The sequence below is a fragment of the Cobetia sp. 29-18-1 genome (assembly GCF_029846405.1).
Classification (GTDB): domain Bacteria; phylum Pseudomonadota; class Gammaproteobacteria; order Pseudomonadales; family Halomonadaceae; genus Cobetia; species Cobetia amphilecti.
This window is the reverse complement of sequence record NZ_JARWKS010000016.1, coordinates 105048-113607: the sequence shown is the minus strand read 5'-3', so window position 1 is coordinate 113607 and position 8560 is coordinate 105048. Positions and strand designations below refer to the sequence as shown.

Below are 8560 nucleotides of genomic sequence, written 5' to 3'. Positions count from 1 at the left end.
GGTATGATCAGAGCTTAGCGCCTGGTCCGAATTCTGGGGTCCACTTCAATGGCAACTCCCAGAACTGCCAAGAAAGACAAGAAAAAAGCTGGCATTGAAACTTGGCAATGGTCAGGCAAGAACTCGCGCGGTGAAAACGTCAAGGGCGAGCTGATGTCGGCCAATGTCGATCAGGTCAAGAACACGCTGGTCAGTCAAGGGATCGTACTCAAACGCCTGCGCAAGAAGTCCTCCCTGTTTGGCGGCAGCAAGAAGGTCAGTGGCAAGGATGTCACCATGTTCGCCCGTCAGATGGCGACCATGATCCGTGCTGGCGTACCGGTACTTCAGGCATTTGGCATCGTGGCTGAAAGCATGAAGAGTCCAGGCATGCGTCATCTGGTCGAAGACATGATGAATCAGGTGGGAGCAGGCGCCAGCTTTTCGGAAGCCTTGCGCAAACACCCCCAGCATTTTGATAACCTGTTTGCCAATCTTGTCGAAGCCGGCGAACAAGCTGGCGCCCTGGACAAGATGCTCGACCGTGTCGCGACGTATAAAGAAAAGATTGATTCCCTCAAGGCGCGCGTCAAGAAAGCACTTTATTACCCTATCGCCGTGATCGGCGTCGGGATCGGGGTAACAGCTATTCTGTTGATCAAGGTAGTTCCGCAATTTGAAAGTCTTTTCCAGGGCTTCGGCGCCGAGCTGCCAGCATTTACTCAGCTGACGATCACCTTATCCGAGTATGCGCAGAATTATTGGTATGTTGCGCTAGGCGCGATAATCCTGACCGTCGTTCTTATTGCGCAGGGAATCAAGCGCTCTGAGAAGTTTGCCTACGCCAGTCACCGCTTCATGCTCAAGGTACCTGTGCTCGGCGATATTCTGGATAAATCGTCTGTCGCTCGCTATTCACGCACATTGGCTACAACCTTCCAGGCAGGTGTTCCATTGGTAGAGTCACTTGATACTGCCGCTGGCGCCTCAGGCAACAAGGTGTATGAGCGTGCCATTGCCCAGATCAAGGAAGATGTCTCTACCGGCCAGCAGCTGAACTTCGCCATGCGCAATACGCAATTGTTCCCGACACTGGCGGTGCAGATGGTGGCGATTGGCGAGGAATCCGGCTCACTGGATGCCATGCTCAACAAGGTGGCGGATTTCTACGAAGAAGACGTCGACAACAAGGTAGATGCCCTGACCTCATTGCTGGAGCCCTTGATCATCGTGGTGCTAGGCACCCTGGTGGGCGGGCTTGTGGTCTCGATGTATCTTCCCATCTTCGAGCTGGGCAACGCGATCTAGCACGCAGCCTTTTGTCTCGAAAGAAGCTTTCATGCCAAGCGGCCGCGCCACCTCAGGGACGCGGCCGTGTCATTTACTGACAAGGACGACTCGTGGAATCACTCGCCCAACTCTCCCCCACACTGCAAGCCTGCCTGGCCGGTATATTCGGTTTGCTGGTCGGCAGCTTTCTGAATGTCGTCATCACCCGCCTGCCCGTGATGATGATGCGCCAATGGCGCGCCGAGGCCCGCGAGGCATTGGAGCTGGAAGCCGAAGACACACCGCGCTTCAATCTGCTGGTCCCTGCATCACGCTGCCCGGGCTGTGACACGCCGATCAAGTGGCACGACAACCTCCCCATCCTCGGTTGGCTGAAACGCCGTGGCCGCTGCGCCAGCTGCAATACGCGCATCAGCGCGCAGTACCCGCTGGTGGAACTTGCCGGTGGCGCGCTCGGCGCTTCCATCGCGTTGATCTACGGCCTGGAGGCACAGAGCCTGTGGATCTTCGGTGCCTGTCTGACCCTGCTGGTACTGTCAGTCATCGACTTCCGCACCCAGCTGCTGCCAGATGCCATCACCCTGCCACTGCTGTGGGCAGGCCTCGCCTATCAGTTGCTGTTCCAGCCTCTGATGCTGCCCAGTGCCGTGATCGGCGCGATGGCGGGATATGTGGTGCTGTGGAGCTTCTACTGGCTATTCAAGCTGGTCACCGGCAAGGAAGGCATGGGCTACGGTGACTTCAAGCTGCTTGCCGCTCTCGGTGCCTGGCTCGGCTGGCAGTGGTTGCCGCTGCTGCTGATTCTGTCCGCTGGTCTCGGGGCCGTTCTGGGCATCCTGCTGCAACTGCTGGTACCGCGTCTGCGTGGCGCCCCGATGCCCTTCGGACCTTACCTGGCGGTTGCCGGCTGGATCGCCCTGCTGTTTGGCACGCCCTTGATGAGCCTCTACCTGAGCGTGATCGGCGCATGACGACGACTTCTGTACCCCAAGGCCCCATCATCGGTGTCACAGGCGGCATCGGCAGCGGCAAATCGAGCGTCGCGCGGCTGTTCGGCGAGCTGGGCATCCAATGGGTGGATGCCGATGATGTCTCGCGCGAAATCGTGCGTCCCGGCGAAACCGCACTGGCCGAGATCATCGCCCACTTCGGCGAGTCGATCGTCACGGCGCAGGGCGAGCTTGATCGCGCCGCGCTACGCGAGCGGATCTTCGCTGCCCCCGAGGAGCGCCAGTGGCTGGAGCGCTGCACCCATCCGCGTATCCGGGAGCGGATCGTGCAGCACCTGGCGGCCATGACCAGTCCCTATCGCCTGCTGGTCTCTCCTCTGCTGTTCGAATCCGGCCAGGACAGCCTCGTCTCACGCACCCTGGTGGTGGATGTCAGCCAGGATATCCAGCTGGTGCGCACGCTGAGCCGCGATGGTGTCAGCGAAGCACAGGTACGCGCCATCCTCGCCGCCCAGCTGCCACGCGAGACACGACTGGCCAAGGCCGACGATGTCATCGACAATGACGGAAGCCAGGCGCATCTTCGTGAACAGGTAGCGGCCATGGATGCCTACTATCGATCACTGAGCGCCCCCCATACACCGTTTCAGGACACCCCTCATGTCTGATGCCACCGCTTCCCACAATGGCAAGACACCATTGACCGTCGCTTGCCCGCAATGCCGTACCGACGTGGTATGGAGTGCCGCCAGCGAGTTTCGCCCCTTCTGCAGCAAGCGCTGCCAACTGCTCGATCTTGGCGCCTGGGCTGACGAATCCCACAGCATCGCCGGTGAGCCCGCCATGGATGAGACCAGCATCGACGAGATGGTGGCGCGCATGGAGCGCGACATGCATCAGCAGTAGCGCTCGACAGAGCCCTGCTGGTTCAGGCTGATAAAAAGCTCGGCACTCAAGACGCTGGGCATAAAAAAGACCCTCGAGGCTAGCCTCGAGGGTCTTTTTTCGTTCAGGCAACTGCCATCAACGCGCGATCATCACTTCCAGAAATCACGGATCGATGCGATACCCTGGGCACCGACGGCGCGTGCGTGATCGCTGTCATAGCGGGACATGCCGCCCAGTGCATAGACCGGCATGCACGCCTGCTCGACCAGCCCCTGGAAGTCATGCCAGCCCAGCGGCGGACGCTCCGGGTGCGACGGTGTCACACGCAGCGGCGACAGTGACACGAAGTCACACGCCACACGGCCGGCCTGATCCAGCTGCTGCTGATCATGGGTGGAGGCAGACAGCCACTTGTTGGCGGCAATCGGACGCTCGCCCTTTTCCGCCAGCTCCGCCAGACGCACGCTGGTCAGGTGGATACCATCCGCATCGACCTTGCCGAGCATGGACGGTTCAGCGTTGAGCAGCAGACGGGCGCCACGCGCATGACAGATCGCCAACGCCTTCTCGGCACGCGCGATATAGGCCGCCTCATCCAGCTCCTTGGCGCGCAGCTGGACCAGACGCACGCCATCCTCATCCAGCGCACGCGTCAGGCGCGTCTCGAAGACGTCCTCATCGGCCTCTTCCGGCGTGATCAGATACTCGCGCGGCAGCGAGACCGCCCGCAGAATCGGCAGATTCGCCGCCGGGAAGGCGTACTTGTAGAGGTCCTCGATCTCGACCCAGCGCACTGCCTGCCCTTCACGACCAAAGGGCTCGCCAGTGAACTGACGCGTTTCCCACACATCCAGCAGGATGTGCTTGTCCGGGTATTCGTGATGAATACGGATCAGCGGCTGAGCACGAATGATCTCGATGCCCAGCTCTTCGCACAGCTCACGCTTGAGCGCTTCCAGACCGGTTTCGTAAGGCGCCAGCTTGCCACCCGGAAACTCCCACAAGCCGCCCTGATCCACCGTCGAGGGACGACGTGCAATCAGGACCTGGCCCTGTTCGTTTAAGATGGCGGCAGCCGCCACGTGAACCCTTCGCTTCGGCATGATGCCTGTACCTTTGACTCGCGTTGTACATCCGACTCCGCCTCGAGAGGCGAAGCCTGCGGGAGATATTGCATTACCGTTTCAGCACAAGCCTCCGCCCTGGGGCGTCAGCTACGATAATCAGCGTTGATCGAGACGTAATCGTGGGACAGATCCGATGTCCAGATGCGAGCTTCCTGCTGTCCACGTCCCAGGCGGATGCCGATCACCAGCTCTTCCTCGGCCATGGCGGCACTGCCGGCGGCTTCGGTGTAGCTGTCGGCACGACCGCCCTGTTCGACGATGGTGACGCCATTGAGCGTGATCGCGACACCCGTGACGTCCAGCTCTTCCAGCGGCGCACGTCCGACGGCCGCCAGAATGCGACCCCAGTTGGCGTCGCTGGCATAGAGCGCTGTCTTGACCAGCGGCGAGTGCGCGACGGTAAAGCCGACGGCACGCGCCTCTTCCTGTGAACGCGCCTCGCTGACCTCGATGGTGACGAACTTGGTCGCCCCCTCGCCATCACGAATGATGGCCTGAGCCAGCTCGAGCATGACCTCCGCCAGGGCGGCCTCGAACGCGATCAGGTCTTCACCCTCGACGCGCCCGGCCTGCCCCGTGACAGCCAGCATGCAGGCATCATTGGTGGAGGTATCGGAATCGACGGTGATGCTGTTGAAGCTCTTGACCACCACCCGGCGCAGCATGGCATCGAGCGCCGCCTGGTCGATGGCGAGATCAGCATCGGTGGCCACGAAGCCCAGCATGGTCGCCATGTTCGGGCAGATCATGCCGGAGCCCTTGGAGACACCGGCCAGCGTCACGCTCTCGCCATTGCTCAGCGCAAGCGTCCGCCAGCTGCCCTTGGGCCGCGTATCGGTGGTCATGATGCCATGCGCCGCGGCAGACCAGTCGCCCTCGCCCAGGTCGGCAAAGGCTGTCGGCAACGCCGCCGTCAGGCGATCCATCGGCAGCGGTTCACCGATCACGCCGGTCGAGAACGGCAATACTGCCTTTGCATCACAGCCGGCGATCTCCGCCAATGCCTGACAGGTCGCGCGAGCATCGGTCATGCCCTGCTCGCCAGTCCCCGCATTGGCATTGCCGGTGTTGATCACCAGATAACGCGGCCCTTCGACGCCTGCCGTGAGGTGCTCACGTGCGACGTGGACCGGTGCCGCACAGAAGGCGTTGCGGGTAAAAGTGCCTGCAAGACGCGACCCTGCCTCGAGGGCCATGATCACCAGATCACGACGACCCGGCTTCTTGATACCGGCTTCAGCAACCCCGATCTGAAAGCCGGCAATCGCCGGCATGTCAGCGGGAAAAGTGGAAGGCCCTACCGCCATCGTTCACGTCTCCAATCATGGTGTTCTGTGACAACTGCCTCCTGCGAGCCGAATCGACGTGACGCGCAGGGAGGCTGTTTGGCGCAGTGTCAGCTCAGCTTGCCGTGGCACTGCTTGTATTTCTTGCCGGAACCGCACGGGCACGGGTCGTTGCGACCGACCTTGGGCACATCGCGGCGCATCGGCTCGCCATCGCCCTGGGCCTGAGGCTGCGCGCCGTACTGTGCCTCGACGACCTCTTCGGCCGCCTGGACACCGTCTTCACTGACCGCATCGTCATCGACACGGCGCGTTTCGGCGCTTGCCTGCTCACGCTCGAGGTTGGCACGACGCTCTTCTTCCAGCGTGTCGACCTCTTCCTGGCGACGCACCTGCACGTGGCTGAGAATGCGCACCACGTCGGACTTGATGTTGACCAGCAGCGTCTGGAACTGCTCGAACGCTTCGCGCTTGTATTCCTGCTTCGGGTTCTTCTGGGCATAGCCGCGCAGGTGGATACCGCGACGCAGGTTGTCCATCGCCTGCAGGTGCTCCTTCCAGCGCGTGTCCAGCACCTGAAGCATGACCTGCTTCTCGAAGCGGCGCATCAGCTCAGGGCCAACGGCCTCGACCTTGTCGGCATAAAGCGCTTCATGGGCGGCCTGCAGACGTTCACGCAGCGTTTCCTCATGGAAGTGCTCGTCCTCTTCCGCCCACTGCACCAGCGGCAGATCGAGGTTGAAGTCGGTCTTGAGGTCGTTCTCGAGGCTCGGCAGGTCCCACTGTTCCGGCAGGCTCTGCGGCGGCACACGCAGGGAGATGGCGTCATCGAGCACCTCGCGACGGATGCCGGCGATGTTCTCGGCGATCTCGTCAGCTTCGAGGATGTCGTTGCGCTGCTCATAGATCACGCTGCGCTGGTCGTTGGCGACATCATCGTACTCAAGCAGCTGCTTGCGCACGTCGAAGTTGCGACCCTCGACCTTCTTCTGCGCGCGCTCGACGGCATTGGAGACCATCTTGTGCTCGATGGCTTCGCCCTTCTCGAGCCCCAGCGCGCCCATCAGACGCTGAACACGGTCAGAGCCGAACAAACGCATCAGGCTGTCTTCCAGCGACAGGAAGAAGCGCGTGGAGCCCGGGTCACCCTGGCGACCGGCACGACCGCGCAGCTGGTTGTCGATACGGCGTGATTCGTGACGCTCGGAGCCGATCACGTGCAGACCGCCCGCCGCCAACACGGCTTCGTGACGCTCCTGCCAGCCATGCTTGATCTCGTTGATCTGCTCTTCGGTCGGCGCTTCCAGCTCGGCAAGCTCGGCTTCCCAGTTGCCGCCCAGCATGATGTCGGTACCACGACCGGCCATGTTGGTCGCGATGGTCACGGCGCCCGGACGACCCGCCTGGGCGATGATGGCAGCCTCGCTGACGTGCTGCTTGGCGTTCAGGACGTGATGCTTGACGCCCGCCTTGTGCATCATCTGTGACAGCAGCTCGGAGGTCTCGACCGAGGCGGTACCCACCAGCACCGGACGGCCTTCCGCGACCTTCTCGCGGGCATCCTCAATGATGGCGTTGAACTTCTCTTCCGCGGTCAGATAGACCAGATCATTCATGTCCTTGCGCGCGATGGGCTTGTTGGTCGGGATGACCATCACGTCGAGGTTGTAGATCTGGCGGAATTCGAAGGCCTCGGTATCGGCCGTACCGGTCATGCCGGACAGCTTGTCGTAGAGACGGAAGTAATTCTGGAAGGTCGTGGATGCCAGCGTCTGGCTTTCCTTCTGGATGGCAACACCTTCCTTGGCCTCGACCGCCTGGTGCAGGCCTTCAGACCAGCGACGACCGACCATGGTACGCCCGGTGTGCTCATCGACGATGACCACTTCACCGTTATTGACGATGTAATCCACGTCACGCACGAACAGGTTCTGGGCACGCAGCGCAGAGTGCACGTGGTGCAGCAGGCTCAGGTTCTGGGCCGCATACAGGGAATCCTCTTCCCCGAGCAGCTCCTGGGCACGCAGCAGCGCCTCGACCTTCTGGTGGCCGAACTCGGTCAGCTCGACCTGCTTCTGCTTCTCATCAAGGGTGAAGTCGCCGCTTTCCGGATCTTCCTCATCGCTGCACTGCTCGAGCTCGCGCGCCATGCGATCGATGATCTTGTAGAGGTCGGTATTCTCTTCCACCGGACCGGAGATGATCAGCGGAGTGCGCGCCTCATCGATCAGGATGGAGTCGACCTCATCGATGATGGCGAAGTGCAGCTTGCGCTGGACCTTGTCCTCCAGCGAGAAGGCCATGTTGTCGCGCAGGTAATCGAAACCGTATTCGTTGTTGGTGCCGTAGGTGATATCGGCCTGATAGGCGGCGCGCTTGTCTTCATTGGGCTGGCCGGAGTAGATGACACCGACACTCAGGCCGAGGAATTCATACAGCGGACGCATCCAGTTGGCATCACGGGTGGCCAGATAGTCGTTGACCGTCACCACGTGGACGCCTTCGCCGGTCAGTGCGTTCAGGTAGACCGCCAGCGTTCCCACCAGCGTCTTGCCCTCACCGGTCTTCATCTCGGCGATGCGCCCTTCGTGCAGCGCCATGCCGCCGACCATCTGGGTATCGAAGTGACGCATGCCCATGATGCGCTTGCTGGCCTCACGCACGGTCGCGAAGGCTTCCGGCAGCAGCTTGTCGAGGTGTTCCCCTTGCGCGAGACGCTCGCGGAATTCTGTGGTCTTGGCTGTCAGCGCCTCATCGGAGAGCGGTTCAAGCTCGCTCTCGAGCGCATTGATCGCGTTGACCCGCTTGCGCAGGCGCTTCACTTCGCGATCATTCTTGGAACCCACTACCTTGGTCAGGAATTTACCCAGCATATTCTGTCCTTGTACGTGACCCGGGGTCGGGTCACGCCTTCATATATCATGACACTCAAGCGCTGCCGCCAAAGGCGATGACGGGGCAGCTCGATGTGGCCCGGGGCCCATCAGGCATTACGCTCGAAAGAGAAAACGAACCTCATCATCCACGGCGCGGACGATGA

7 protein-coding genes are annotated in these 8560 nt (G+C 61.3%); 4 read left to right on the top strand and 3 right to left on the bottom strand.

Annotated elements, in window-relative coordinates; all coding sequences use genetic code 11:
* Positions 1-48: 48 nt before the first annotated feature.
* The 4 genes from QD208_RS13190 to yacG all read left to right on the top strand — a co-directional run bounded on the left by QD208_RS13190 (position 49) and on the right by yacG (position 3125).
* Complete coding sequence (locus QD208_RS13190) at positions 49-1287, top strand: type II secretion system F family protein (protein ID WP_225347623.1); 1239 nt, start codon at positions 49-51, stop codon at positions 1285-1287.
* Between the two features lie 92 nt (positions 1288-1379).
* Positions 1380-2240, top strand: a complete 861-nt coding sequence (locus QD208_RS13185) for an A24 family peptidase (RefSeq protein WP_279837054.1) — start codon at positions 1380-1382, stop codon at positions 2238-2240.
* Positions 2237-2887, top strand: a complete 651-nt coding sequence (coaE, locus tag QD208_RS13180) for a dephospho-CoA kinase (RefSeq protein ID WP_279837053.1) — start codon at positions 2237-2239, stop codon at positions 2885-2887. Before QD208_RS13185 ends, coaE begins: the two co-directional genes overlap by 4 nt.
* Positions 2880-3125, top strand: a complete 246-nt coding sequence (yacG, locus tag QD208_RS13175; protein ID WP_043332481.1) for a DNA gyrase inhibitor YacG — start codon at positions 2880-2882, stop codon at positions 3123-3125. The genes coaE and yacG overlap by 8 nt, the downstream gene beginning before the upstream one ends.
* 131 nt (positions 3126-3256) lie before the next feature.
* Here the strand turns inward: yacG and QD208_RS13170 are convergent, their stop codons facing one another.
* The 3 genes from QD208_RS13170 to secA all read right to left on the bottom strand — a co-directional run bounded on the left by QD208_RS13170 (position 3257) and on the right by secA (position 8393).
* Complete coding sequence (locus tag QD208_RS13170; protein WP_043332483.1) at positions 3257-4210, bottom strand: Nudix family hydrolase; 954 nt, start codon at positions 4208-4210, stop codon at positions 3257-3259.
* A gap of 107 nt (positions 4211-4317) precedes the next feature.
* On the bottom strand, positions 4318-5541 hold the full coding sequence (gene argJ / locus QD208_RS13165; RefSeq protein ID WP_279837052.1) for a bifunctional glutamate N-acetyltransferase/amino-acid acetyltransferase ArgJ: 1224 nt from the start codon (positions 5539-5541) through the stop codon (positions 4318-4320).
* Between the two features lie 89 nt (positions 5542-5630).
* On the bottom strand, positions 5631-8393 hold the full coding sequence (secA, locus tag QD208_RS13160; RefSeq protein WP_279837051.1) for a preprotein translocase subunit SecA: 2763 nt from the start codon (positions 8391-8393) through the stop codon (positions 5631-5633).
* Positions 8394-8560: the final 167 nt, after the last annotated feature.